Origin of the sequence: Pseudomonas psychrophila, assembly GCF_001043005.1 — a bacterium.
GTDB classification, from domain to species: Bacteria; Pseudomonadota; Gammaproteobacteria; order Pseudomonadales; family Pseudomonadaceae; genus Aquipseudomonas; species Aquipseudomonas psychrophila.
The window spans coordinates 244,442-270,204 of sequence record NZ_JYKZ01000002.1; the positions used below are offsets into that span (position 1 = coordinate 244,442).

22 protein-coding genes and 1 pseudogene are annotated in these 25,763 nt (G+C 57.5%); 17 read left to right on the forward strand and 6 right to left on the reverse strand.

Annotated elements, in window-relative coordinates; genetic code table 11:
• Positions 1–18: 18 nt before the first annotated feature.
• The 3 genes and pseudogenes from TU76_RS07250 to TU76_RS07260 all read right to left on the reverse strand — a co-directional run bounded on the left by TU76_RS07250 (position 19) and on the right by TU76_RS07260 (position 3,297).
• Positions 19–1,335, reverse strand: a complete 1,317-nt coding sequence (locus TU76_RS07250; protein WP_019822069.1) for an MFS transporter — start codon at positions 1,333–1,335, stop codon at positions 19–21.
• 258 nt (positions 1,336–1,593) lie between these two features.
• Positions 1,594–2,298: pseudogene (locus tag TU76_RS07255) on the reverse strand (transporter associated domain-containing protein); the annotation flags it as partial.
• A 186-nt stretch (positions 2,299–2,484) separates the two neighbouring features.
• Positions 2,485–3,297: a cytochrome C assembly family protein gene (locus TU76_RS07260; RefSeq protein WP_019822073.1), complete on the reverse strand. Its 813-nt coding sequence runs from the start codon at positions 3,295–3,297 to the stop codon at positions 2,485–2,487.
• A 208-nt stretch (positions 3,298–3,505) separates the two neighbouring features.
• Between TU76_RS07260 and ffh the strand changes: the two genes are divergently transcribed.
• The 6 genes from ffh to TU76_RS07290 all read left to right on the forward strand — a co-directional run bounded on the left by ffh (position 3,506) and on the right by TU76_RS07290 (position 7,588).
• On the forward strand, positions 3,506–4,882 hold the full coding sequence (ffh, locus tag TU76_RS07265) for a signal recognition particle protein (RefSeq protein ID WP_019822075.1): 1,377 nt from the start codon (positions 3,506–3,508) through the stop codon (positions 4,880–4,882).
• A gap of 249 nt (positions 4,883–5,131) precedes the next feature.
• The gene (gene rpsP / locus TU76_RS07270; protein WP_019411651.1) at positions 5,132–5,383 is read left to right on the forward strand and encodes a 30S ribosomal protein S16; all 252 of its coding nucleotides are present in this window, start codon (positions 5,132–5,134) and stop codon (positions 5,381–5,383) included.
• A 5-nt stretch (positions 5,384–5,388) separates the two neighbouring features.
• A complete protein-coding gene (rimM, locus tag TU76_RS07275) occupies positions 5,389–5,928 on the forward strand; it encodes a ribosome maturation factor RimM (RefSeq protein ID WP_046809610.1) in 540 nt (179 codons plus the stop codon).
• Positions 5,929–5,930: 2 nt separating this feature from the next.
• Positions 5,931–6,683, forward strand: coding sequence for a tRNA (guanosine(37)-N1)-methyltransferase TrmD (gene trmD, locus TU76_RS07280; RefSeq protein WP_003440270.1), 753 nt, complete (start codon positions 5,931–5,933; stop codon positions 6,681–6,683).
• Between the two features lie 45 nt (positions 6,684–6,728).
• Complete coding sequence (rplS, locus tag TU76_RS07285; RefSeq protein ID WP_003440273.1) at positions 6,729–7,079, forward strand: 50S ribosomal protein L19; 351 nt, start codon at positions 6,729–6,731, stop codon at positions 7,077–7,079.
• A gap of 95 nt (positions 7,080–7,174) precedes the next feature.
• On the forward strand, positions 7,175–7,588 hold the full coding sequence (locus TU76_RS07290) for an acyl-CoA thioesterase (RefSeq protein ID WP_019822086.1): 414 nt from the start codon (positions 7,175–7,177) through the stop codon (positions 7,586–7,588).
• Positions 7,589–7,725: 137 nt separating this feature from the next.
• Here TU76_RS07290 and TU76_RS07295 read toward each other — a convergent pair whose 3' ends face one another.
• Positions 7,726–9,525 (reverse strand): cation:proton antiporter, encoded by a 1,800-nt coding sequence (locus TU76_RS07295; RefSeq protein ID WP_048351360.1) that lies wholly within the window; start codon positions 9,523–9,525, stop codon positions 7,726–7,728.
• A gap of 120 nt (positions 9,526–9,645) precedes the next feature.
• On the opposite strand from TU76_RS07295, the gene xerD reads away from it, so the two are divergent.
• The 6 genes from xerD (at position 9,646) to TU76_RS07325 (ending at position 17,074) form a co-directional block, all read left to right on the forward strand.
• Complete coding sequence (gene xerD, locus TU76_RS07300) at positions 9,646–10,542, forward strand: site-specific tyrosine recombinase XerD (protein WP_048351361.1); 897 nt, start codon at positions 9,646–9,648, stop codon at positions 10,540–10,542.
• A 122-nt stretch (positions 10,543–10,664) separates the two neighbouring features.
• The gene (locus TU76_RS07305; RefSeq protein WP_019822090.1) at positions 10,665–11,396 is read left to right on the forward strand and encodes a DsbC family protein; all 732 of its coding nucleotides are present in this window, start codon (positions 10,665–10,667) and stop codon (positions 11,394–11,396) included.
• 136 nt (positions 11,397–11,532) lie between these two features.
• Positions 11,533–12,837 carry a homoserine dehydrogenase gene (locus tag TU76_RS07310; protein WP_046809607.1) on the forward strand — a complete coding sequence of 435 codons (1,305 nt, stop codon included), beginning with the start codon at positions 11,533–11,535 and terminating at the stop codon, positions 12,835–12,837.
• Between the two features lie 60 nt (positions 12,838–12,897).
• Positions 12,898–14,307 (forward strand): threonine synthase, encoded by a 1,410-nt coding sequence (gene thrC, locus TU76_RS07315; protein ID WP_048351362.1) that lies wholly within the window; start codon positions 12,898–12,900, stop codon positions 14,305–14,307.
• Between the two features lie 119 nt (positions 14,308–14,426).
• Entirely contained in the window at positions 14,427–16,520 is a 2,094-nt protein-coding gene (locus TU76_RS07320; RefSeq protein WP_048351363.1) for a transporter substrate-binding domain-containing protein, read from the forward strand.
• 137 nt (positions 16,521–16,657) lie between these two features.
• The gene (locus TU76_RS07325; protein ID WP_019822096.1) at positions 16,658–17,074 is read left to right on the forward strand and encodes a response regulator; all 417 of its coding nucleotides are present in this window, start codon (positions 16,658–16,660) and stop codon (positions 17,072–17,074) included.
• A gap of 165 nt (positions 17,075–17,239) precedes the next feature.
• On the opposite strand, the gene TU76_RS07330 is transcribed toward TU76_RS07325, so the two are convergent.
• Together TU76_RS07330 and TU76_RS07335 are read right to left on the reverse strand one after the other, a co-directional pair.
• Complete coding sequence (locus TU76_RS07330) at positions 17,240–18,052, reverse strand: TIGR02285 family protein (protein WP_019822098.1); 813 nt, start codon at positions 18,050–18,052, stop codon at positions 17,240–17,242.
• Between the two features lie 41 nt (positions 18,053–18,093).
• Complete coding sequence (locus TU76_RS07335; protein WP_019822099.1) at positions 18,094–19,293, reverse strand: CaiB/BaiF CoA transferase family protein; 1,200 nt, start codon at positions 19,291–19,293, stop codon at positions 18,094–18,096.
• Positions 19,294–19,428: 135 nt separating this feature from the next.
• Here TU76_RS07335 and TU76_RS07340 point away from each other — a divergent pair, with 135 nt between their 5' ends.
• The 5 genes from TU76_RS07340 to TU76_RS07360 all read left to right on the forward strand — a co-directional run bounded on the left by TU76_RS07340 (position 19,429) and on the right by TU76_RS07360 (position 25,732).
• Positions 19,429–19,971, forward strand: coding sequence for a YaeQ family protein (locus tag TU76_RS07340; protein WP_019822101.1), 543 nt, complete (start codon positions 19,429–19,431; stop codon positions 19,969–19,971).
• 42 nt (positions 19,972–20,013) lie between these two features.
• On the forward strand, positions 20,014–21,723 hold the full coding sequence (gene recJ / locus TU76_RS07345; RefSeq protein WP_048351364.1) for a single-stranded-DNA-specific exonuclease RecJ: 1,710 nt from the start codon (positions 20,014–20,016) through the stop codon (positions 21,721–21,723).
• A 233-nt stretch (positions 21,724–21,956) separates the two neighbouring features.
• The gene (locus TU76_RS07350) at positions 21,957–23,063 is read left to right on the forward strand and encodes an NADH:flavin oxidoreductase/NADH oxidase (protein WP_019822104.1); all 1,107 of its coding nucleotides are present in this window, start codon (positions 21,957–21,959) and stop codon (positions 23,061–23,063) included.
• A gap of 81 nt (positions 23,064–23,144) precedes the next feature.
• Complete coding sequence (locus TU76_RS07355) at positions 23,145–23,864, forward strand: tellurite resistance TerB family protein (RefSeq protein ID WP_048351365.1); 720 nt, start codon at positions 23,145–23,147, stop codon at positions 23,862–23,864.
• Positions 23,865–24,061: 197 nt separating this feature from the next.
• Positions 24,062–25,732 (forward strand): acid phosphatase, encoded by a 1,671-nt coding sequence (locus TU76_RS07360; protein ID WP_046809603.1) that lies wholly within the window; start codon positions 24,062–24,064, stop codon positions 25,730–25,732.
• Positions 25,733–25,763: the final 31 nt, after the last annotated feature.

Below are 25,763 nucleotides of genomic sequence, written 5' to 3' on the forward strand. Positions count from 1 at the left end.
CACAGGTTGAGTGTTTCTTCAGGCCACCTTGTTCAGGTCAGCCTCTTTCGTTTCTTTCAAGCACAGCACAGCGATCAGGCTGAGCACTGCTGCACCCGAAACATACCCGCCCACCCAGCTCAAACCGCCCATGCTCACCAGTTTCTGGGCGAAGAAGGGTGCGGCCGATGCGCCCACAATCCCGCCCAGGTTGTACGCAGCCGATGCGCCGGTATAGCGCACGCGGGTCGGGAACAGTTCGGGCAGCAGGGCGCCCATCGGGGCAAAGGTCACGCCCATCAAAAACAGTTCGATGCACAGGAACAGCGCCACGCCCCAGGTTGAACCGTGAGTGAGCAGGGGCTCCATCAGGAATCCGGACAAGATCGCCAGCACTCCACCGACAATCAGCACCGGCTTGCGCCCATATCTATCACTGGCCCAGGCTGAAAGCGGCGTTGCCGCGGCCATGAACAACACGGCAAAACACAGCAGGCCGAGGAAGGTTTCGCGGGTGTAGCCCAGCGTGGACACGCCATAACTCAGCGAAAACACGGTCGAGATATAGAACAGTGCATAGCACACGACCATCGAGGCGGCGCCCAGCAGCATCGGTGCCCAGTATTGGCTGAAGAGTTCAACGATGGGCATTTTCACCCGCTCGTGTTGCGCGACAGCTTTGGCAAACACCGGGGTTTCTTCCAGTTTGAGGCGCACATACAGGCCGACCATTACCAGCGCTGCGCTAAGCAGGAACGGAATACGCCAGCCCCATGAGCGGAACTGCTCATCGCTCAGGCTCATGGCCAGAATCAGGAACAGGCCGTTGGCTGCCAGAAAGCCGATTGAGGGGCCCAGTTGCGGGAACATGCCGTACCACGCGCGCTTGCCTTTGGGGGCGTTCTCAGTGGCCAGCAGTGCGGCGCCACCCCATTCGCCACCGAGTCCGAGCCCTTGGCCGAAGCGCAGGACGCAAAGCAGGATCGGCGCCCAGGCCCCGATCGTTGCATAGCCAGGCAGCACGCCGATCAGCGTGGTGCATACGCCCATCAGGAGGAGGGAGGCGACCAGCGTGGATTTGCGTCCAACCCGGTCACCAAAGTGGCCAAACAGGAATGAGCCCAGCGGGCGGGCCAGAAAGGCGATGCCGAACGTCAGGAACGCGGACAGCATTTGCGCCGTGCCAGAGGTCTGCGGGAAAAACACCGGGCCGATGACCAGCGCTGCCGCAGTGGCATACACATAAAAGTCGTAGAACTCGATGGCGGTGCCAATGAAGCTGGCGGTGGCAACCCGGGTTGCCGAGTTGGCCGGCTTGTCGGGCGAGGCTTCGCTGTAAGTGGTGCTGGAGGTCATACGTATATCCCTGACAGTTATGAGCTCATTGGCCGATATCAGCCTTTGCGGCGTGATGGGGCGAGCAATTTTTATGGTCGTTTGCCCTGAGGGATAACAGGGTGCAAGCGCAGTTCAGGATGGGAACGTACGCAGGTACTGCGTAAAGCAACGCGCCGACAGCGCTGAGTGCGGGTAGCACGCGTGTCGGCGAGGCTTGGGTAAGCGAGGAAGATTATAGGGAGGCCTGTTCAAATGTAACAAGACCTTGCACGGTGATTAAGCCGCGGGCTTGACGCTGTTGTGCCAGATCAGGACGCGGCTGACGCGGTTGTCTTCGGTCTGGAGTATCTCCAGGCGATAGCCGCCGATTTTCAGGCATACCGTGGTTTCCGGGATGGTTTCCAGCGCTTCGGTGACAAGACCGTTGAGGGTTTTGGGGCCGTCGCAGGGCAGGTGCCAGCCCAGGGCTTTGTTCAGCTCGCGGATGGAGGCTGCACCATCAACCACATAGCGTCCGTCAGGCAGGGGATCGATATGCGGGTTGTCGACGTTTTGCTCATCCTCGAACTCACCTACGATTTCCTCGAGGATGTCTTCAAGTGTGACGATGCCGAGCACTTCACCGTATTCATCGACCACCACGCCCAGCCTGCGCTGTTGCTTGTGAAAGTTCAGCAGCTGCAGTTGCAGTGGGGTGCTTTCGGGGATGAAGTAAGGCTCGTGGCAAACGGCCAGCAATGCCTCTTTGGTCAGGCTGGCATCAGGCAGCATATGTTGAATATGACGGGTGTTGAGGATGGCTTCGACCTGATTGATGTCGTTATGAAACACCGGCAGGCGCGTGCGTGTGGTCTGGCGCAGTTGCTCAATCAGGTCTTCGATCGGATCGTCGAGGTTGAGGCCTTCGACTTCACTGCGCGGGATCAGGATGTCGTTGACCGTGATGTTGTCCAGCGCATGGATGCCGGAAAGCAGGTGCGGGCGGCTGTTGGCCTGCTCGTCCTGTTGCTGGGGCGTTTCTTCTCGCGGTTGCAGGGCTTCTGCACGCTTGGCCGCTGCGCCGGTCTTGCCTAGAAAGTAGCCGACAAGTATCCCGGCTCCTGCAATCAACAGTGCCGAGGCCGTCAGAATCGACCCGGGGGGCAAGCTATCCATAATTATCGCCCGTCAGATATGCAGAATGTATTCACGAACCAGCTTGCTGCCAAAGTAGGCAAGCATCAGCAGGCAGAAACCGGCAAACGTCCATCGGATGGCTTTATGGCCGCGCCAGCCGAGGTGGTAACGGCCCAGCAGCAGCACGCTGAATACAATCCAGGCCAGGCAAGCCAGCAAGGTTTTGTGCACCAGATGCTGGGCGAACAGGTTGCCCAAAAACAACCAGCCGGAAATCAGAGACATCGAAAGCAGTGACCAGCCTGCCCACAAGAAGCCGAACAGGAGGCTTTCCATGGTTTGCAGCGGCGGGAAGTTCTTGATCAGGCCCTTGGGGTGCTTGTGCTTGAGCTGATAGTTTTGCAGCGACAGCAGCAATGCCTGGAACACCGCAATGGTGAACATCCCATAGGCAAGGATCGACAGCAGAATATGCGCGAGTATGCCGGGCTCTTCATTAATGACCTGGACCGTACCTGGCGGCGCGAACTCGGACAGCAGCACCGTCAGCATGCCCAGCGGATATAAAAGCAGCAGCAGGTTTTCAACCGGTATCCGGGCGCAGGCAACCAAGGTCACCGTGATCACGGCCGCGGCAATCAGGCTGGCAGCACTGAAAAAGTCCAGCTCAAGGCCCGCCGGGGTCATCAGGTGGGTGTACAGGCTGGCGGCGTGGGCGAGGACGGCAAGAATGCCGAGCGTCACCAACAGGCGTTTGTTTGCCATTGCGCCTTGGCGCAGGCAAGAGCCTTGATAGAAGGTCGCAGCGGCATATAAGCAGGCGGCGGCGAGGCTGGGTAGCATGCTGGGTGACAAGGGGAGCATAAATCCTGTTAGGCAAGCCCGAAAGGACTGAGTTTGGCATACAACCGCCTGTACACGAAAGACCACATAAGCCGACGGCAAGGTGTCGGACACGGCCAGTCTTCGCTATAATCCGCGACCTGCCCACGCCGCAGGCTCGCCGAGCATCAGTTTTACACGGGCTGGGCCGCAATAACCCCGGTCTACTTTGGGCCTGAAAGGATCGCGCATGTTTGAAAATTTAACCGATCGTCTCTCGCAGACGCTGCGCCATGTCACCGGCAAGGCCAAGCTGACCGAGGACAATATTAAAGACACCCTGCGTGAAGTACGCATGGCGTTGCTGGAAGCCGACGTGGCTTTGCCGGTCGTCAAAGACTTCGTCAACGCGGTCAAAGAGCGCGCTGTGGGCACTGAAGTGTCCCGCAGCCTGACGCCTGGCCAGGCGTTTGTGAAGATTGTGCAGGCTGAGCTTGAAAGCCTGATGGGCGCTGCCAACGAGGATCTGGTCCTCAATGTCACGCCGCCAGCCGTTGTATTGATGGCCGGTTTGCAGGGTGCGGGTAAAACCACCACCGCCGGCAAGCTGGCGCGCTTCCTTAAAGAGCGCAAAAAGAAAACCGTGATGGTGGTTTCGGCTGACGTGTACCGTCCGGCCGCGATCAAGCAGTTGGAAACCCTGGCTGCTGAAGTGGGCGTTACGTTCTTTCCCTCCGATTTGACCCAGAAGCCGGTAGACATCGCTCGCGCAGCCATTGCTGAAGCCAAGCTGAAGTTTATCGACGTGGTGATTCTCGATACCGCGGGTCGCCTGCACATCGACGCCGAGATGATGGCCGAGATTCAGGAGCTGCACGCAGCGGTCAAACCAGCAGAAACCCTGTTCGTCGTCGACGCGATGACTGGGCAAGACGCCGCCAACACGGCCAAGGCCTTTGGCGACGCATTGCCACTGACCGGTGTAATCCTGACCAAGGTCGACGGTGATGCCCGTGGCGGTGCGGCGTTGTCCGTGCGCGCGATCACCGGCAAGCCGATCAAGTTTATCGGTATGGGCGAGAAGAGCGATGCTCTTGAGCCTTTCCACCCGGATCGTATTGCTTCACGCATCCTGGGCATGGGCGACGTGCTCAGCCTGATCGAGCAGGCCGAACAGACCCTCGACAAAGACAAAGCCGACAAACTGGCTAAAAAGCTTAAAAAAGGTAAAGGCTTCGACCTCGAAGACTTCCGCGACCAACTGCAACAGATGAAGAACATGGGCGGCCTTGGCGGTCTCATGGACAAGCTGCCAAACATGGGTGGCGTCAATCTGGCGCAAATGGGCAATGCCCAGGGCGCAGCAGAAAAGCAATTCAAGCAGATGGAAGCCATCATCAACTCCATGACCCCGGCCGAGCGCCGCGACCCTGAGCTGATCAGCGGTTCGCGCAAACGCCGTATCGCCATGGGTTCCGGCACTCAGGTGCAGGACATCGGTCGCTTGATCAAGCAGCACAAGCAGATGCAAAAGATGATGAAGAAGTTCTCCACCAAAGGTGGGATGGCCAAAATGATGCGCGGCATGGGCTCAATGATGCCCGGCGGCGGCATGCCAAAAATGTAATTTACCCGCCTGAACGCTTGCGTTCGGGCAACTCGCAGCAATGCGAGACACCCGGCAAACCCGCACTGTGCGGGAGCTGACCTGTCACCATTCGTGGTGATCTCGTTGCAAGTCTGTACGGCATGCCGATAGGCGCCAGAAAAAGACATTTGCAAAAGTCCGGATATTCCTTAGAATATGCGGCCTTTCGGGCACCTATGCCCGCTGTGCCTTTAGATTTGCAGCACCGACTACAGGAACGATGTTCACATGCTAACAATCCGTCTTGCCCTTGGCGGCTCCAAAAAGCGCCCGTTTTACCACTTGACCGTTACCGACAGCCGTAACCCACGCGACGGTTCCCACAAGGAACAAATTGGTTTCTTCAACCCGGTTGCCCGTGGTCAAGAAGTCCGTTTCTCCGTTAAAGAAGACCGCCTCGCCTACTGGCTGAGCGTTGGTGCTCAACTGTCTGAGCGTGTTGCTCAGCTGGTTAAAGAAAACGCTAAGGCTGCGGCCTGAGCAATATGAGCGTGACGCCTGAAACTGCTGATGATTTGATCGTTATCGGCAAAATCTACTCGATTCACGGCGTGCGCGGCGAAGTGAAGGTTTATTCCTTTACGGATCCAATTGATAACCTGTTGGACTACAAAAAGCTGACGCTTCGGCGCGGTAATGATGTGCGACAGGCAGAGCTGGTCAGTGGTCGTTCTCATAACGGCAAGTTTCTGGTTGTAAAGCTCAAGGGTCTTGATGACCGTGATGAAGCTGGTCTTCTTCGCGAATTCGAAATCTGCGTGCCGCGTAACCTGTTTCCTGAACTGACCGACGGCGAGTACTACTGGTACCAGCTGCAGGGACTGAAAGTGACCAACCTTGAAGGGCAATTGCTCGGCAAGATTGTTGACCTGATGGAAACTGGCTCGAACGATGTCATGGAAGTCAAACCTTGCCCAGGTAGCCTGGATGATCGTGATCGCTTGTTGCCCTATACAGAGCAATGCGTGTTGAGCGTCGACCTGCAAGCTGGCGAGATGAAGGTGGATTGGGATGCGGACTTCTAAGCGTGGCTAAATTGCGCGTAGAAGTGATCAGTTTGTTTCCCGAAATGTTTTCCGCCATCAGCGACTACGGCATCACTAGTCGTGCGGTGAAACAAGGGCTCTTGCAGCTGACTTGTTGGAATCCGCGAGACTACACAACGGACCGACATCACACTGTGGACGATCGCCCATTTGGCGGTGGTCCGGGCATGGTGATGAAGATCAAGCCTCTGGAAGATGCACTGGTTCAGGCCAGAGAAGCAGCCGGAGAGGCGGCGAAGGTTATTTACCTGTCGCCCCAAGGCCGTCAACTGAATCAGTCGGCGGTACGCGAACTGGCGAATGAGGAAGCATTAATCCTCATTGCAGGTCGTTATGAAGGCATTGACGAGCGTTTTATAGACGCTTATGTCGATGAAGAGTGGTCGATTGGCGACTATGTACTCTCTGGTGGCGAGCTACCGGCGATGGTTCTGATTGATGCGGTTACACGACTGCTGCCTGGAGCTTTAGGGCATGCGGACTCCGCGGAGGAAGATTCCTTCACGGATGGTTTGCTGGATTGCCCGCACTACACCCGACCGGAGGTGTATGCGGATCAGCGTGTTCCCGACGTATTGCTTAGTGGCAATCATGCACACATCCGGCGTTGGCGTTTACAGCAGTCCCTTGGGCGGACCTTTGAACGACGCGCCGATCTTCTGGAAAGCCGCTCGCTTTCTGGAGAAGAGAAGAAGCTGCTCGAGGAATATATCCGCGAGCGGGACGATAGTTAACAACGTATCGATGGTAGATCAGTTGATCTACCTTAGGAGCACAGCATGACTAACAAAATCATCCTTGCACTCGAAGCAGAGCAGATGACCAAAGAGATCCCTCCTTTTGCCCCGGGCGACACCATTGTCGTTCAGGTGAAAGTGAAGGAAGGCGATCGTTCGCGTCTGCAAGCTTTCGAAGGTGTAGTGATTGCCAAGCGTAACCGTGGCGTGAACAGTGCTTTCACTGTTCGTAAAATCTCCAACGGTGTTGGCGTAGAGCGTACTTTCCAGACCTACAGCCCGCAAATCGACAGCATGGCAGTGAAACGTCGCGGTGACGTTCGTAAAGCCAAGCTGTACTACCTGCGTGACCTGTCCGGTAAAGCAGCTCGCATCAAGGAAAAACTGGCTTAAGTCCAGCTTCCCGATGCAGAAAAAAGCAGCCTTCGGGCTGCTTTTTTGTTGCCTGAGATTTGTCATACCTTTGTCCAGTTGTAGGTAGTAAAAGCATGACTTTGCGTGAGCAAGAGATTCAACGTCGTACTGAATTGTCCGTTACCCGTATTACCAAGGCGGTTTTCCCATCGACCACCAATCACCACAACACCCTGTTCGGCGGCACTGCGCTGGCCTGGATGGACGAAGTATCGTTTATCGCCGCCACCCGTTTTTGTCGCCTGCCGTTGGTGACCGTGTCTACAGACCGCATTGACTTCAACCACCCCATTGCAGCGGGCTGCATCGTTGAGCTGGTGGGGCGCGTGGTCAAAGTTGGCAACACCAGCCTCAAGGTTGAAGTCGAGGTGTATGTCGAAAGCATGAGTTGCGACGGTCGCGAATTGGCCATCCAGGGCTTGTTCAGTTTTGTTGCCATCGATGATGACAAGCGTCCAGTGCCGGTATTGCCAGGGTTTGCCTCGTAAAACAGCATTGCGCAGTTTTGAGAACAGCACATTAGTTGTGGTCGCTGGCTTGCCTGCGATGCAAGCGCCGCGGCCTGGCTGGCACACCGCAGGGATGCCATCGCGAGCAAGCCCCCTCCCACAAGGGAGGTGAGGCTTCAGCTCTGCTGCCTGATCAGTGCCAGCAGTGTCCACCCGGTTCCCGGTTTCAATTCGCTATCGGGTGTCACCACATGAACCCAGCCATTGCCATCTCGGGCGAATAGCAGGGTGATGCGCTTACCGTGCAGGTTCTGGTAGTCCTCCCAGGTAAAGTTGTCGGTTAGGTTCGTGCTGTACAGCTCGGCCCCCTGGCTAAGTTCGCTGGCCAGTTGGCCATAGGTCAGCGCGGGGCTGCCTAGCGGTTGCCCGCGATACTCATGACTGGCGCGGTGTTTATCGCTACGGCGGCTTTCCTGGCCATTGGTCAAGGCAAACACGCGTTGAGGGCCGAACTCGTGGTGAAAGCGAACGGCGGCCAAGGTGTTCAGCTCGCCAGACGGCGATAGCGCGAGTAAATACCCCAAGCCCACCAGGTCAAGATGGGATTCGGCGTGCTCTGATGCTGGATTGCCAAAGTAGGTAGGCAAGTTTTCCATGCGCGCTGAACGAATGTTTTCCCAATTTGAGTCAGTCAGCAAAACCCGGCTGCCCAGTTGCTGAAGTGCCTTGCCGATGATCCGTGCGGGGCCATTGGCGCCGACGATCAAAAAGCCGCTGGGCGCGGGCTCGGCTACTTTCAGCAGGCGGGCCAGAGGGCGCGCCGTGGCACTTTGCAGTACCACGGTGCCAATGATCACCGCAAATGTGAGCGGCACCAGCAGCAGGGCACCCTCGTGGCCAGCTTCATCCAGCCGGATGGCAAAAATCGCAGAAACGGCCGCAGCGACAATCCCGCGTGGAGCGATCCAGGCCAGCAGTGCGCGTTCACGCCAGTTCAGTTTTGAGCCAAACGTAGAGAGGACGACGTTCAGTGGGCGAGCAATGAACTGAATGATCAGCAGCAACACCAGCACCACAGGCCCGAGACCGATCATGGCGTTCAAGTCCAGGCGCGCAGCGAGCAGAATGAACAGCCCCGAGATCAGGAAAATGCTCAGGTTCTCCTTGAAGTGCAGGATGTTGCGCACATCCACGCCTTTCATATTGGCCATCCACATGCCCATCAGCGTGACCGCCAGCAAGCCGGATTCATGCATGACCTCATTGGCGGCAATAAAAACGCCCAGTACAGAAGCCAGTGTGGCGAGGCTTTGCAAATACTCCGGCAGCCATTGGCGACGCACGATGTGCCCCATGATCCAGCCGCCCACGATACCGAACAGGCTGCCGCACATAATCACTCCGCCAAAGGTCAGCAAGCTGTGGCTCAGACCCTCGCCCGTGGCACTGGCGATGATAAAGCTGTAGACCACGACCGCGAGGAGGGCACCAATCGGATCGATGACGATGCCTTCCCAGCGCAGGATATTGGCAATTGATGCCTTGGGCCGTACAACACGAAGCATCGGCACAATCACTGTTGGCCCGGTGACCAGCGTCAGGGTGCCGAACAGCAAGGCCAGCAGCCAGTCAAAGCCCAGCAGCCAATGGGTCGCCAGGGTGATAACCGCCCAGGTCGAGAGCGCTCCGATGGTGACTAGCCGATGCACAACAGTGCCGATTTCGCGCCACTCGGACAGGTGCAGGGTCAGGCTGCCCTCAAACAGAATCAACGCCACAGCCAGGGAAACCAGCGGCATCAGCAAGGGGCCGAACAGTTCTTGAGGGTTAAGCCAGCCCAGCACGGGACCCACTAAAATTCCGGTCAACAGCAAAAACAGAATGGCCGGCAATTTCAGCCTCCAGGCCAGCCATTGGGAGCCCAGGGCTGCGATGCCGATACCGCCGAAAGACAGCAGAATCTGTTGTTCGGTCATAAGGTGATCCTGTAAGAACTTATGGTTTATGGCGTGCGCCGGCTATGAAAGACTAGCGGTCACTTTTGCCGTTCACTTTTTATTTGTACGCAGACCCCAGCCCATGCGTTTCGAGAGCCAATGCCTGCTATAGACGACCCACTTATCGACCGTTTTCTGGATACCCTGTGGCTGGAAAAAGGCCTGTCGGACAACACGCGCGGTGCTTATCGCAGTGATTTGGCCTTGTTCAATGGCTGGTTGCTCGATCGCGATATTGCGTTGATCAATGCCGGGCGCGAACTGATCCTCGATCATTTGGCCTGGCGTCTGGAGCAGGGCTACAAGCCCCGCTCAACGGCGCGCTTTCTGTCGGGCTCACGGGGTTTTTATCGTTACTTGCTGCGAGAAAAGCTGATTGCTGTCGACCCGACGTTGCAGGTCGACATGCCGCAGTTGGGCAGGCCGTTGCCCAAGTCTTTGTCGGAAGCCGACGTAGAGGCGCTGCTCGCGGCCCCGGATCTGAGTGATGCCATCGGTCAGCGTGACCGGGCCATGCTCGAAGTGCTGTACGCCTGTGGCCTGCGGGTGACAGAGTTGATCAGCCTGACCCTGGAGCAGGTCAATCTGCGTCAGGGGGTGTTGCGGGTGATGGGCAAGGGCAGCAAGGAGCGGTTGGTGCCGATGGGGGAGGAGGCCATTGTGTGGGTTGAGCGCTACATGCGCGATGCCAGGCATGAGCTGCTCAGCGGGCGGCCCAGTGATGTGATGTTTCCCAGCCAGCGGGGTGAGCAAATGACGCGCCAGACCTTCTGGCACCGCATCAAGCATCAAGCCAAAGTCGCGGGCATCGACAAATCACTATCGCCTCACACCTTGCGACACGCCTTCGCCACCCATTTGCTCAATCACGGCGCCGACTTGCGTGTGGTGCAAATGCTGCTGGGGCACAGCGACCTGTCCACGACCCAGATTTACACCCATGTGGCCCGTGCCCGCCTGCAAGACCTGCATGCCCGCCATCACCCGCGTGGCTAGTCGTAGTCGGTCATGCAAGCCATCTGTGGTAGGCTTTGCCGGTTCAGAAAGCGCGCCGCCTCAACTCGAAGTTTCATGACGGGTGTGCGGGTTGGCCGCTTTGTCCGTCTTCAGGAGTTCCCATGCGCGTGACCCAAATTTTTGCCGCCGCAGCCTTTGCGTTGGTCAGTACGTTTTCGTTCGCCGACACCGGCGCCGAGCAAGCTATTCGCAAGAGCCTCGAAACGCTGCAGCTGGATGTTCCGGTCGAGAGCATCAGCGCAAGCCCGATGGCCGGTCTGTATGAAGTCAAACTCAAGGGCAGCCGCGTGCTGTATGCCAGTGCTGATGGACAGTTCATCGTTCAAGGCTATATGTTTCAGCTCAAGGACGGTAAACCGGTCAATCTGACCGAGCAGGCAGAGCGTGTTGGCGTCGCCAAATTGATCAATGGTATTCCGGTTGCTGAAACCGTCGTTTACCCTGCAATCGGCGAAACCAAGTCGCACATCACTGTCTTTACCGATACTACCTGCCCGTATTGCCACAAATTGCATGCCGAAGTCCCTGAGCTGAACAAAATGGGGATTGAAGTGCGCTACGTTGCATTCCCGCGTCAGGGCCTTGGCTCTGCAGGTGACCAGCAACTGCAAGCGGTCTGGTGTTCCAAGGACAAAAAAAGCGCGATGGACAAAATGACTGATGGCAAAACGGTCGAGGCGCCAAAATGCGCCAACCCGGTAGCCAAGCAGTTCGCGATGGGCCAATCCATCGGTGTAAATGGCACGCCAGCCATTGTTTTGGCTGACGGTCAGGTAATTCCGGGTTATCAGCCTGCTGCACAGGTTGGCAAGCTGGCACTCAGTGTTAAATAATCCTGCGTCGTCACGGTAAGCCTTTGACGATCATGGCGGGGCAGTCCTACTGCCCGGCTATTAATAGAGAACCGTGGCAATCCACGGTTGTTTTCCACGGCCGACCTTGAGTCGGCCGTTTTATGGGGAGTTCAGCGTGAATCCGGTCAAAGTAGGTATCTGTGGGCTCGGGACCGTCGGTGGCGGCACCTTCAACGTACTAAAGCGTAACGCCGAGGAGATCGCGCGCCGTGCCGGGCGTGGTATCCAGGTTGCGCAAATTGCAATGCGTACGCCAAACCCTCAGTGCGACATTACCGGTACCCCCATTACCAACGATGTATTCGCTGTTGCGACCAACCCTGAAATCGACATCGTTATCGAGCTGATCGGCGGTTACACCATCGCCCGTGAGCTGGTTCTCAAAGCCATTGAAAACGGCAAGCATGTGGTCACTGCGAACAAGGCGCTGATTGCCGTTCACGGTAACGAAATCTTCGCCAAGGCCCAGGAAAAGGGCGTGATCGTTGCGTTCGAAGCAGCCGTTGCAGGCGGCATCCCGGTGATCAAGGCCATTCGTGAAGGCCTGTCGGCCAACCGCATCAACTGGGTTGCCGGCATCATCAACGGTACCGGTAACTTCATCCTCACCGAGATGCGCGAAAAAGGCCGTACATTCGAAGACGTACTGGCTGAAGCGCAAGCGCTGGGTTATGCCGAAGCTGACCCGACGTTCGACGTTGAAGGTATCGATGCAGCACACAAACTGACGATTCTGGCGTCGATTGCCTTTGGTATCCCGCTGCAATTCGACAAGGCCTACACCGAAGGCATCACCAAGCTGACAACCGCTGACGTCAATTACGCTGAAGCCCTGGGTTACCGCATCAAGCACCTGGGCGTTGCACGCAGCACGGCCAACGGTATCGAGTTGCGGGTTCACCCGACGCTGATTCCGGCGGATCGCCTGCTTGCCAACGTCAATGGCGTAATGAACGCAGTCATGGTCAACGGTGACGCTGCTGGTTCGACTCTGTTCTACGGAGCGGGCGCAGGCATGGAACCAACGGCTTCGTCCGTGATTGCCGACCTGGTGGACGTGGTGCGTGCCATGACCAGCGACCCTGAAAACCGTGTGCCGCACCTGGCCTTCCAGCCAGACCTGTTGTCCGATCACCCGATCCTGCCGATCGACGCATGCGAAAGCGCCTACTACTTGCGTATCCAGGCCAAGGATCACCCGGGTGTATTGGCTCAAGTGGCCAGTATCCTGTCCGAGCGTGGCATCAACATCGAATCGATCATGCAGAAAGAAGTCGAAGAGCACGATGGTCTGGTGCCAATGATTCTGCTGACCCATCGGGTCATCGAACAGCACATGAACGATGCGATTACCGCGCTTGAAACGTTACAGGGCGTAGTGGGCCCAGTGGTTCGTATCCGCGTTGAACATCTAATTTAATTGATCGCGCCAAGCGGCAGATTCCACACCGCTTGGCGCTCAAGCCGAAGGTTTGAAGACATGCGCTATATCAGCACCCGTGGCCAGGCACCGGCCCTGAATTTTGAAGACGTGTTGTTGGCCGGGCTGGCCAGCGATGGCGGTTTGTATGTGCCGGAAAACCTGCCGCGCTTTACCCAGGAAGAAATCGCTTCCTGGGCAGGTTTGCCATACCACGAGTTGGCATTTCGGGTCATGCGCCCGTTTGTTACCGGCAGTATTCCGGACGCAGACTTCAAAAAGATTCTCGAAGAAACCTACGGCGCGTTTTCCCACGCGGCTGTAGCGCCACTGCGTCAGCTCAATGGCAACGAATGGGTGCTTGAGCTTTTCCACGGCCCGACCCTGGCGTTCAAGGATTTCGCCTTGCAACTGCTCGGCCGCCTGCTCGACTACGTGCTGGCAAAGCGTGGCGAGCGCGTGGTGATTGTCGGAGCGACCTCCGGTGATACCGGCTCGGCTGCGATTGAAGGCTGCAAGCATTGCGAGAATGTCGACATTTTCATCCTGCACCCCAATAACCGGGTGTCGGAAGTTCAACGTCGTCAAATGACGACGCTGTTCGGTGACAACATTCACAACATCGCCATCGAAGGCAACTTCGATGACTGCCAGGAAATGGTCAAAGCCAGCTTTGCCGACCAGGACTTCCTCAAGGGCACACGCCTGGTAGCCGTGAACTCGATCAACTGGGCGCGGATCATGGCCCAGATCGTTTACTACTTCCATGCAGCCCTGCAACTGGGCGGACCGCACCGATCCGTGTCGTTCTCGGTGCCTACCGGCAACTTTGGCGACATCTTTGCAGGTTATCTGGCGCGCAACATGGGCTTGCCGATCAACCAGTTGATCGTTGCCACCAACCGCAACGACATCCTGCATCGCTTCATGAGCGGCAATCAGTACGCCAAGGACACCCTGCACGCGACCCTGTCGCCGTCGATGGACATCATGGTGTCATCGAACTTCGAACGTTTGCTGTTCGATCTTCACGGTCGCAATGGCGCGGCAGTTGCCGGCCTGATGGACATCTTCAAGCAAACGGGCAACTTCAGCGTTGAAGATGATCGCTGGACTGAAGCGCGTCGCCTGTTCGACTCGCTGGCGGTTGATGATGAGCAAACGTGCGAAACCATCGCCCAGGTGTTTGCCGAGAGCGGTGAAGTGCTCGATCCGCACACAGCCATTGGGGTGCGTGCCGCTCGCGAATGCCGTCGCAGCCTGGATATTCCTATGGTTATCCTGGGCACGGCACACCCGGTCAAGTTCCCGGAAGCAGTTGAAAAAGCAGGCATAGGAAAAGCGCAGGAGCTGCCGTCGCACCTTTCCGACCTGTTTGAGCGAGAAGAGCGCTACACCGTGTTGGCAAATGATCTCAAGGCAGTTCAAGCCTTTGTCAGCCAGCATGGCAATCGAGGCAAGCCTCTCTAAAGGCATTTGTCTTACGCGTTTTGAAGCCCGTCATCTGACGGGCTTTTTTGTTTGTGCATGGCAAACTTGGCCGCTTTTCGCCCCCGCATGTTGACGGGTTTGCGGCCAAGGATGCTGTCATGTCACCACTTCACCAGGCATTTGAATCAGGGGCGCGCCTATTGCTGGCGATGGTTCTCCTGACCTGTATGCAACCGGCTATTGCCAGCCATGGTTTGCCCTTCAGGCTTGCAACAAGCTTTATCGAGTTCAAGCCGCTGCAACTGGATGCCTCTGAACGGCAATGGCTGGCCAGTCACCCAACGTTGCGTGTGGGTATCGCCCTCGGCGATTACGAACCTGTCGATATCACCAATGATCGCGATTACTACCAGGGCCTCAGCGCCGATTACCTGGGGCTCGTGCGTGACAGGCTGGGAGTGTCTATCGAGCTTCTGGGCTACAAAAAACGCGACCAGGCAGTTGCCGAACTGCTGGCCGGGAAAATCGACATCCTGACCAGTGCCAGCGGTTTTGAACGGGGGATTGAAGGCATCGCTTTTTCCCGCAGCTACATGGTTGATCAAGGCGTAATAGTCGGGCGTGCCAGTGACTTCGAGCCGATTACGCGCTGGGCGGGCAAAAAGATCGGCTTTGTCGATGGTTATGTCGATGTACAGACCGCCCATGGGTTTTACCCCGACAGCGAGATCATCCTCACCCCCCATTTGCAAAGTGCTATGGAGGCGCTGGCTGAAGGGGATATCGATGCATTCATCGGTAATGAACTCATGGTGCAGGCATTCAAAAATGTCCGGCCGTATTCAGGGGTGCGCATTATGGGTGACAGCGTTTTGCCAACTGACGGGTTTGCTTTTGCCACTCGCCGCTCCGAGCCCCAGCTAGCTGCGTTGATTGAAAAGGCATTCGACAGCATTGATGACGCAACGAGGCAGATGGTCCTTGCTCGCTGGACGACCGGGCTTGAAGGGAGCAGCGGGCAGCAGCCCATCGACCTGTTGCCCGACGAGCAGGAGTGGATCAAGCGTCACCCGGTCGTGACCCTCGCCACCCAACAGTTCCCGTTGTACGCGTTCAGGGCTGGAGACGGTCGCTGGGTGGGGCTGAGTGTTGACATTCTGGCGCGTATATCTCGAATGACCGGGCTGCAGTTTGTGCACAAGGAAGCGTTTTCAACGGTGAACATTCTGGACATGCTCAAAAGTGGCGAGGCGCAAATGAACTCCAGCCTCTCCCGAAACCGTGAGCGTACGGCTTTTCTGGATTTCACTTATTCCTACGGAGGGGCACCCTGGGTATTTGTTGTGCGCGTCAATGATTCCCGGCTGGGTTCGCTGGACCAGTTGGCGGGTAAGGTACTGGTGCTTCCCGCCAGGCACGCCCTCGAAGACTTGATTCGACGTGAGTACCCCGCGATCACCTTGCTGCTGGTGGATACTTACGCCCAGGCACGTCACGCAGTTGCCACGGGTGATGCGGATGCAACGATCCAGAGCGAGACACAAGCTCACCTCTATCCGCCGGGGCGTCTAAAGGTCGGGCGCAGTGTGGATGGGCGATGGACCGCTGCCAGTTTTTCGGTATCGACCCGATACCCTCAGCTGCTTGGCATCATGAACAAGGCGCTGGAGGCCATACCGGTGGCCGAGTTTCGAACCTTGAGAACCCGATGGTTGGGAGGCGTTGGTCAACCCCTCGTTATCGAGAGGGGCTTGTATCATTCAGCCTGGTTGTACTGGGCAATTGGCGCATTGTTCGCCGCAGGTCTCATGCTGTTTACATGGAACCGTTTGCTGCGCAGGCAGCTCGGGATCGGGCGCCAGTTTGAGCAATCCCTGCGTGAGGAGGTGGAGCGCAATCGGCGTTTTTTGGATGGCATCCCCAGCCCGATCTTCGTGGTGGGCCTGGAGGGTGAGTTGCTCACCTGCAATAAAAGCTATGAAGAGCGCTTGTCGGTGCAGCTGGAGCAGATACGCGGATTGAAGGTCACGGACGTCAATTTATTCCCCGAGGAAGTGGCCGAGCAGTTTCAGCAAGAGCTTATGTGCATGATTCACAGCCGCAAGCCATGCTACAAAAAACGGTGGGTGGAGTTCAAAGCGGGAGGCATGGAAATCTATCAATGGACCGTCCCGTTTTACTCAGTCTCCGGACGGCTGGAAGGGCTGGTAGGTGGGTGGTTTGATACCTCCGAGAGCCGGAAGTGGAACTAGCAAGCCCGATTGAACAGTAAATTCGGGCACTGGACAGATCTCGTAGTGGATTCAGAAATATCCTATGTTTTCTGGTCGTTGGGCCTACTAAAGTTCATTCCCTCGGAAACAGTAGGTCTATGCCCTGAAGGCCCAAGATGCGATCTCTGAAAGTATTGATTCTTGAAGACAACCCATTTCAGTTAATGGTGTTGCACCAGATGTTGAACGCGTTCCGGATTTTCGATGTGCTGACGGCTCAAAGCGTGGACTCGGCGCGCGAGTCCCTGCTCAAGAGCGGGGCTATCGATGTCGCGATTTGTGATCTCTACATGGACGGCCCGTCAGGGTTTGAACTGATCAACGAACTGGCTCGCCAGCGTAGCGCGAGGGCGGTGATCATTTTGAGCTCGGCTGCGCCTCCGGTGATTGAAATGGCAGCTCTGATGGCCCGCAAGCAAGGCCTCAAGGTGTTGGGTTGTCTGCCTAAACCCGTGAGCCTGGGCGGCTTGGGTCAATTACTGGAGTCATATGAGCGCACGTGCTCAAACGGTGACGGTGCTAATGGGAATTAATTGCTGGTGTCGGGGAACTTCAGGCAGGTCTGGTGTGTCAGATTTTTCATCAACAGGAGCAAGTCTATTGCTCCGATGCTTGTAGCCTGTTGAGCGGGTCGTCATGACCTTGTTAAAACCCGAGTAGCCTCCCCACTGCTCGGGTTTTTTTTGCTCTTTTTTTGGTCAGCGCGAATCCAGGCTCGACACGGGTGGAGGGCCCAATGTGTTGAGTAGTTTATTGACGCTGCGGATAACCTCGCGACCTTCCGGTGTGGCCGAGCACCCGATGTAAATGGACTGAAACTCGGGGGCGCCCTGAATCGGGTAAAACATCAGTGAGTCGGGCGACAAACCTTGTTCGCTGGCCTTGGCCTGAATTTCTGGCCAATAGCCCAACAGTGCCGGCATGCGGCCAGCCTGCTGCATTTGCAGCAGGCTGCTCAGCGGATCGTTGCCGTAATGCATGACGATTTGGCTAGCAGAGCCTTGTGTGAGCTGGGAATCAATCCATTCACCGTAACTGCGCTTGGCGATTACCCCAAGCTTCATGGTTTGAGCCTTTAGCAGTCCTGGCAGGTCCACCTTGTCGTTCTGGATAAAGGGTTCGATCAGTTGCTGGTTCTCACGCAGAATCGCCATGCCGTTGCTGTGCAAAACGGCAACAGGTGACGAATAGACAATCGACTGCGCGCGCGCGGGGTTCCAGATCAAGGCCGGATCGCAGGTCAGTGACGGTTCTTCAAGCATCTGCAGCGCCCGTGCCCGGTTAACCCGCATGATGACGTGTTGGTATTGCGGCATGCTTTCGATCAGCACGGGCATCATTTGATCGATTACCCCCTGACCTTTTTGCTGCCCGTGAAACACCGTGAGCGGCGGTAGATCGCGCAGCAGCCAGATGAGCGTCGGTGCAGCCTGACTGCCTGTGGCCCAAACCAGAAGCAGCGAAGTTATCAGGCCTGCCCAAAGGCTTCGCCACTTCAAGCGATGAGTCATCGTGCTGATCTCCTTCGGGGCCACTTAAAGTGGCAACTGGCCTAAATGGCGCCAGCTTGCTTGAGGTTGGCGATGGCTGCTGCGTCGTAACCCAGAGCGCTCAGCAGCTCATGATTATGGGCGCCCAACTCAGGCCCGACCCAATCTGCGGAGCCTGGGGTCTCGGACAGCCTGGGCACGATGCCAGGCATCTTGAAGTCTTTGCCATCAGGCAGCTTGGCCTGCAGAAACATTTCACGGGCCAGAAATTGCGGGTCAGTGAACATGTCTTCTGCCGAGAAGATGCGGCTGGCGGGTACTTGCGCCGTGCTCAGTTGCTCAAGCACTGTTTCAAGCGGTAATGAGCCGACCCAGCGGTCAATCACGCCATAGAGTTCATCGCGACGGGTATCACGGCCATCGTTGCTGGCAAGTGCCGGATCATTGGCCAGATCGTCACGGCCGATGATGTGCATGAAGCGCTTGAAGATAGCGTCGCCATTGGCGCCGATCTGAATGTGTTTGCCATCCAGGCTGGTATGAATCGAAGAGGGGGTGATGCCGGGCATGATGTTGCCGGTACGTTCGCGAATAAAACCGAACACATCGAACTCGGGGACCATACTTTCCATCATGGCAAAAATGGCCTCGTAGAGCGCCACGTCCACCACCTGGCCTTGTCCGCCATTGACCTCGCGATGACGCAATGCCATCAAGGCGCCAATGACCCCCCACAACGCGGCAATCGAGTCGCCGATCGAGATGCCGGTTCTAACCGGCGGTCGGTCTTCAAAACCGGTGATGTAACGCAGGCCGCCCATTGACTCGCCCACCGCGCCAAAGCCCGGCTGGTCTTTCATCGGACCGGTCTGACCAAAACCGGACAGGCGCACCATGACCAACTTCGGGTTCAGGGCGTGCAGTACCTCCCAGCCCAGGCCGAGCTTTTCCAGCACGCCGGGGCGAAAGTTTTCTATCAGGATATCGGCGTCGGCCAGTAACTCTTTGAGGATGCTCAGGCCATCGGGGTGCTTGAGGTTCAGGGTCAGGGACTTTTTGTTGCGCGCCTGGACGAACCACCACAGTGACGTGCCTTCGTACAACTTGCGCCATTTTCTCAGGGGATCTCCACCGTCCGGGGACTCGACCTTGATCACCTGTGCGCCAAACTCGGCGCAAATGCGCGATGCAAATGGCCCTGCGATCAGTGTGCCTAATTCGACGACTTTAAGGCCTGAAAGAGGTTTGGTGGCAAGCGGCATGGGGAATCCTTGTCCTGGGGGCGAGCGAGTACAGCCTTTTAACATAGCTGGTCGCTGGCAAGAAGCGGGTCGATTCGTTCAATCACAGCGTATCGGTTAGACTTGCCGCCTTTCTCAGTATCAAGAAGCCCGTTCATGGCACAGCCGTCCACGACCTACAAGTTTGAACTCAACCTGACCGACCTCGATCGCGGGGTCTATGAAAGCGTCAAGCAGACCATCGCCCGTCATCCTTCGGAAACCGAAGAACGCATGACCGTGCGCCTTCTTGCCTACGCCTTTTGGTACAACGAGCATCTGTCTTTTGGTCGCGGTCTGTCTGATGTAGACGAACCAGCTCTGTGGGAAAAAAGCCTGGATGACCGTGTTCTGCACTGGATTGAAGTTGGCCAGCCTGACGCCGACCGTCTGACCTGGTGCTCGCGTCGTACCGAGCGCACCAGCTTACTGGCCTATGGCAGCTTGCGGGTTTGGGAAGGCAAGGTGATCCCGGCGATCAAAAACCTGAAAAACGTCAACATTGCTGCCGTCCCGCAAGAGATTCTTGAAGTGCTGGCCAAAGACATGCCGCGCGTTATCAAGTGGGACGTGATGATCAGCGAAGGCACCATTTTCGTGACCGATGATCGCGGCCAGCACGAAGTGCAGTTGCAGTGGCTGCAAGGCGAACGCGGCTAAGCCACTCCACTTTTTTACGACCAAGAGACTCTTCACCCGCTTATGCGCATCGAACCTCGTCCACTGCCTGAAACCCTGCCTTTTTTGGGCGAAATGCCAACCCTGCTGACGCGTCTATACGCGGCACGGGGTGTGCAGTCGCAAGCTGAGCTGGACAAGAGCCTGGCGCGACTTATCCCGTATCAGCAGCTCAAGGGCATCGATGCGGCCGTGGATTTGCTGGTGGTGGCGCTTGAACAGCGCCAGCGCATCTTGATCGTGGGCGACTTTGACGCCGACGGCGCGACGGCGAGTACGGTTGGCATGCTGGGTTTGCGCTTGCTGGGAGCGGCCCATGTCGATTATCTGGTGCCAAACCGCTTTGAATACGGCTATGGCCTGACCCCGGAAATCGTCGAGGTCGCGCTGACACGTACCCCTCAGTTGCTGATTACGGTCGACAATGGAATCTCCAGTATTGAAGGCGTGGCCGCGGCAAAAAAAGCCGGGTTGAGCGTACTGGTTACGGATCACCACTTGCCGGGCAACGAATTGCCGGCAGCGGACGCCATCGTCAACCCCAACCAGCCCGGCTGCGGATTTCCGAGCAAGGCGCTGGCAGGGGTAGGGGTCATCTTTTACGTTCTGATCGCCTTGCGGGCGCGCTTGAACAGCCTGGGCTGGTACCAGAACAGTAAGGCGCCGAACATCGCCGAGCTACTGGACCTGGTGGCGCTGGGCAGTGTGGCGGACGTGGTGCCGCTGGATGCCAACAATCGCATTCTGGTACATCAGGGGCTTGAGCGAATCCGTGCCGGGCGCGCGCGCCCGGGGCTAAAGGCCATTTTGGAGGTGGCCAAGCGTGACCACTCAAAAATCACCTCGACCGATCTGGGATTCATTCTGGGGCCGCGCCTAAACGCTGCCGGGCGACTGGACGACATGAGTCTGGGTATCGAATGCCTGCTGACCGATGACGCCAATGCGGCGCAGGCAATGGCCGTGCAGCTGGACGAGATGAATCAGGACCGCAAATCCATTGAGCAGGGCATGCAACGTGAAGCGCTGGCCCAGCTCAAGGACCTGGCGCTAGAGAGCATGCCGTTTGGCCTGTGCCTGTTCGACCCGGAGTGGCATCAGGGGGTGATCGGGATTCTGGCTTCGCGACTCAAGGAGCGTTACTTCCGCCCGACCTTCGCGTTTGCCGATGCGGGCGATGGCATGCTCAAGGGGTCCGGGCGTTCGGTGCCGGGTTTTCATATCCGGGATGCGCTCAGCGTGGTTGCTGCCCAGCATCCGGAATTGATCAGCAAGTACGGCGGCCATGCCATGGCAGCCGGCTTGACCTTGCCTGAGGCCAACTTCACGCTGTTTTCCCAGGCATTTGATGCCGAAGTCCGACGTCAACTCCGTGAAGAAGACCTTACTGGACGCATGCTGTCCGACGGCAGTCTGGCAGTTGAAGAATTTCATCTGGAGCTGGCGCGAGCCCTGCGCAATGCCGGGCCGTGGGGACAGCATTTCCCGGAGCCGTTGTTTCACGGGGTGTTCCAGTTGGTTGAGCAACGCATCGTGGGTGAGCGGCATTTGAAAGTGGTGCTCAAAACCGAATGCGGCAGCGTAAAACTCGATGGCATCGCCTTCGGGATTGACCGCGAAGTGTGGCCTAACCCGACCATTCGCTGGGTTGAACTGGCCTATAAACTCGACCTCAACGAGTTTCGCGGCAACGAAACCGTGCAACTGATGATTGCTCATATCGAACCGCGTTAATACCTCCAGTCCCCCCCCAGTGTGGGAGCGGGCTTGCTCGCGATTACATCCCCCCGGTTTGTCTGACAGGTCGCGGCGCTTGTATCGCGAGCAAGCCCGCTCCCACAAAAAAACGGGTTACTCGCACAGGAAATTTACTCCTGCCCTGTGCGATTTGAACTCGCCCTCACCCAGTGTTGTCGACTAGGCTCTAGAAGTACTTGGAGCCTACCCACTGGAATTAGAGGTGACCCATGAGTCTGCTGCTCGAGCCCTACACCCTGCGACAACTGACCCTCATTAACCGCATTGCGGTCTCGCCTATGTGCCAGTACTCCAGCGTCGACGGGCTGGCCAATGACTGGCATTTAGTACATCTAGGCAGCCGTGCCGTAGGCGGCGCCGGGCTGATTTTTACCGAGGCCACCGCCGTAAGTCCTGAGGGGCGTATCACCGCCCAGGACCTTGGCTTGTGGAACGACGAACAGATCGAGCCCCTGCAGCGCATCACCCGTTTTATTCGGGCTCAAGGTGCCGTGGCCGGGATTCAACTGGCACATGCCGGACGCAAGGCCAGCACCCATCGCCCCTGGTTGGGCAAGCATGGCAGCGTCAAAGTGGAGGAGGGCGGCTGGGTCCCGGTCGGGCCGTCACCGATTGCGTTCGATCCGCAACACACCGCGCCGACACAATTGGACGAAGCTCAGATACACGATGTGATCCAGGCCTTCGTTGATGCCGCCAAGCGGGCGCTGGAGGCAGGGTTTTCCGTGGTTGAGGTGCACGCCGCTCACGGTTACCTGCTGCATCAATTCCTTTCGCCACTGAGCAATCAGCGGCGAGATCAGTACGGCGGGTCCTTCGAGAACCGTATTCGTCTGGTGCTGGAAGTCACCGAGGCCGTGCGCGGGGTTTGGCCAAAAGAATTACCGCTGTTTGTGCGGGTTTCGGCCACCGACTGGGTAGAAGATGGTTGGAACCCGGACGAAACCGTTGAGCTGGCCCGACGCCTGAAAGCGTTGGGTGTCGATCTGATTGATGTGTCTTCAGGTGGGACCGCGGCCAATGCCGAGATTCCGGTGGGGCCGGGTTACCAGACCCGTTTTGCCGAGCGCGTGCGTAAAGAGGCGTGCATCGCCACTGGCACCGTCGGAATGATCACCGAGCCTGCTCAGGCCGAGCATATTCTGCGCACCGGTCAGGCAAATCTGATTTTGCTGGCCCGCGAGCTGTTGCGTGATCCGTATTGGCCGTTGCACGCAGACGATGACCTGGGCGGTAAAAAGGCTACGTGGCCTGCCCAGTACCAGCGTGCTACCCACCGTGACCAACCGATTCATGAGTCTGATTTGCGTGACTGATTCAACCGGCTCTTAAGTGAGCGGTATCTGTGTGGGAGCGGGCCTGATTGGCTCCCTTAACCCTGTTGCGAGAGGCTGCTTATGAGTACCCGTGGATTGCTTGATCAATTACTAAAGTCCGGCCAGCAAATGCTGGAGAAAAAAACCGGTGCCCAAGGCAATGCTTCGGGTGCCGGTAAAGGTGGTTTGGGCGGCCTGCTGGGTGGTTCCGGTGGGCTGGGCGGTTTGCTTTCAGGTGCCGGTGGTGGCGCACTTGCGGCCAGTGCGCTGGGCTTGCTGCTGGGTAACAAGAGTGCGCGCAAATATGGCGGGCAAGCACTGACCTACGGCGGCCTGGCCGCTTTGGGCGTGCTGGCCTACAAAGCCTACGGCAACTGGCAGGCCAGTCAGGGCACTGCGCCGCAAACCGAACCGCAAACCATTGACCGTGTATCGGCGCCACAGGTCGAGCAGCACAGCCAGGCGATTCTTAAAGCCCTGGTAGCGGCCGCCAAGGCAGATGGCCATGTGGATGAGCGCGAGCGCCAATTGATCGAAGGCGAACTCGGTAAACTCAACGGCGACCCTGCGCTGCGGCAATGGCTACAGGCTGAGCTGAACAAGCCGCTGGACCCTGCGGAAGTGGCCAGCGCGGCCAGCAGCCCCGAAATAGCCGCCGAAATGTATATCGCCAGTTTGATCCTGGTGGATGAAGAGCACTTTATGGAGCGCGCTTACCTCGAAGAATTGGCTAAACAGCTCAAACTCGACCCGGGCCTCAAGCTTGAGCTCGAAGCTCAGGTCAAGCAGGCGAGCAACTAAAACGCCTCTGCAGACCCGTGGGAACAGGCCCTACGATCTACTTAAGTTCAGCGCCCCGGTCCGAAATGGCCCGGGGCTTTTTTTCGTTTAAATAAAGCCTCGTGCTCACTGAGGGCTCTTTTGTCCGCTTCATTGTCATAATGCCCTGCTAGCTTGCCCGCAAGAAATATTTTGTTACGTTTGATCAGGATCATGTAATGAGTGACGAGAAAGACAAAGCCCCCCAAATCGATAGCAGTCGCCGCCGCTTCCTCGCCGGTGCTGCAGCACTGGGCGCAGGGGCCGCGACCTTAAGCGCTTGTGGCGGTTTTGAACACGAAAGCCCAGTTATGTCGCCGTCACTTACCCCGTCCGAGCTGGACAAAAAGCTCCACGAACAGGTAAAGACCATCGTGGTGATCTATGCCGAGAACCGGAGTTTCAATAATCTGTTCGCCAATTTCCCTGGCGTAGAACAACCGCTGTCGGCGCTCAAGCCCAGTGACTACCAGCAGCGCGACCGCGATGGCAGCCTGTTGCAAACCTTGCCCCCTGCCTGGGGCGGGGTGTTGCAAGTGGGGCCGCAGACGGTCGATGGGGTGACCTATGCCCCGGGTATGCAGTTCCAGGAAAACCTGCCCAACGCACCCTTTGCCCTCAAGGGGCCGAATCAGGAAGACCTGCCGCTTAACCTGATCACCCGGGACTTGTGGCACGTGTTCTATCAAAACCAGATGCAGATCAACGACGGCAAGAATGACCAGTTTGTCGCCTGGGGAGACTCCGGAGGTTTCACCATGGGTTATTACGCCCAGTCGCAGTATTCGCTGCGCCTGTGGGACGTTGCCCGTGAATTCGTGCTGTGTGACAACTTCTTTCAGGGCGCCTTCGGCGGCTCGTTTCTCAACCACCAGTATCTGATCAGCGCCACTGTGCCGTTCTATCCGAACGCCAATACCTCTGTGGCTGAGGCCCAGATTGCTGTGTTGCAAGGTGACGACCCCACCGGCACGCGCCTTAAGCCCTTGGCTAAATCTCCGGCCAGTGCCATGACCGGTGCACCGCAGTTCGGCCCCAGTGCCCTGACTCCGGACGGTTTTGCCGTGAACACCATGGCCCCGCCTTACTGGCCGACCTGGATTCGCGACCCCGAACGACCGGACTACGCCAAACCCGACCTGCCCAGTGTGCTGGTGCCGCAAAGCCACGAGCATATCGGCGACAAGCTGAGTAAAAAGAACATCGACTGGGCCTGGTACGCGGGTGCCTGGCAGGCCACGCTGGAGCAGTACAAAGGTTCTGAGAGCATCCCCCGAATCCCTAACTTCCAGTACCACCATCAGCCGTTCAACTACTTCGAGCGCCAAGGCCCGCAGAACCCGACTGAGCGCAGCAAGCGCCTGCGCGACGGTGGTCTGGGCGATGAGACTGCGACCAATCGCTTTCTGGCCGACGCCGAAGCCGGAAAATTGCCCGCAGTGAGCTTTTACAAGCCCCAAGGCAACCTCAACCTGCACGCGGGCTATGCCGACGTGGCCGCCGGTGACCGACACCTCGACCGCACACTCAAGGTACTGCGTAACAGCCCGCAATGGGAAAACATGGTGGTCGTGCTCACGGTGGACGAGAACGGCGGCTGGTGGGATCACGTTGCACCTCCAAAAGGCGATCGCTGGGGGCCTGGCACGCGAATTCCGGCGCTGGTGGTATCGCCCTTTGCCCGCAAGGGCACAGTGGATCACACGGTGTATGACACCGCCTCGATCCTGCGGCTGATTACCCGGGTGCATCAGTTGGAAACGCTGGATGGCATCAGGCAGCGCGATGACGCCATGAAAGCGCGAGGGCAGGCGCCAATGGGCGATTTGACCAATGCTCTGATGTTTTGACTGGCAACCCCCGGATTGTATGAGTGACACC